The organism is Chryseobacterium taiwanense, assembly GCF_000813825.1.
Lineage (GTDB): Bacteria > Bacteroidota > Bacteroidia > Flavobacteriales > Weeksellaceae > Chryseobacterium > Chryseobacterium taiwanense.
Map to the genome: position 1 here is coordinate 1 of NZ_JWTA01000029.1, position 324 is coordinate 324.

The following is a 324-nucleotide window of genomic DNA, read 5'->3' on the forward strand; positions in this document are numbered from 1 at the left end:
ACATTGCGCCAGTATGTCTTTGGTTCTCTGAATAATTTCAGGATATCTTTCGAATGCTTTTGCAATAGCCTGCTCATTCACAAAATATTCAGTTTTTCTACAGACCTCTCTTTTGGTGAGCTTTGACAGTAAGGTATTGTTATCAATTGCTCGGAGAATTTTATGAAGTTCATATTCTTCATCAGTACTGAAAGTAACAGGATGTAAAACAAGCATCTTCGATAGTAGTTTCTGATATTCAGGTCTGATCAGAAAATTCAGTTCCTCTATTCTTATGCCTATGAATTCATTTTCTTTAAGTTCAGCAGGAATATTGCTCATAGG

At 34.9% G+C, this 324-nt stretch carries 1 pseudogene; it reads right to left on the reverse strand.

The window, feature by feature from the left end:
• Positions 1 to 324 (reverse strand): annotated as a pseudogene (locus RM51_RS19585) (DNA polymerase III subunit alpha); the annotation flags it as partial.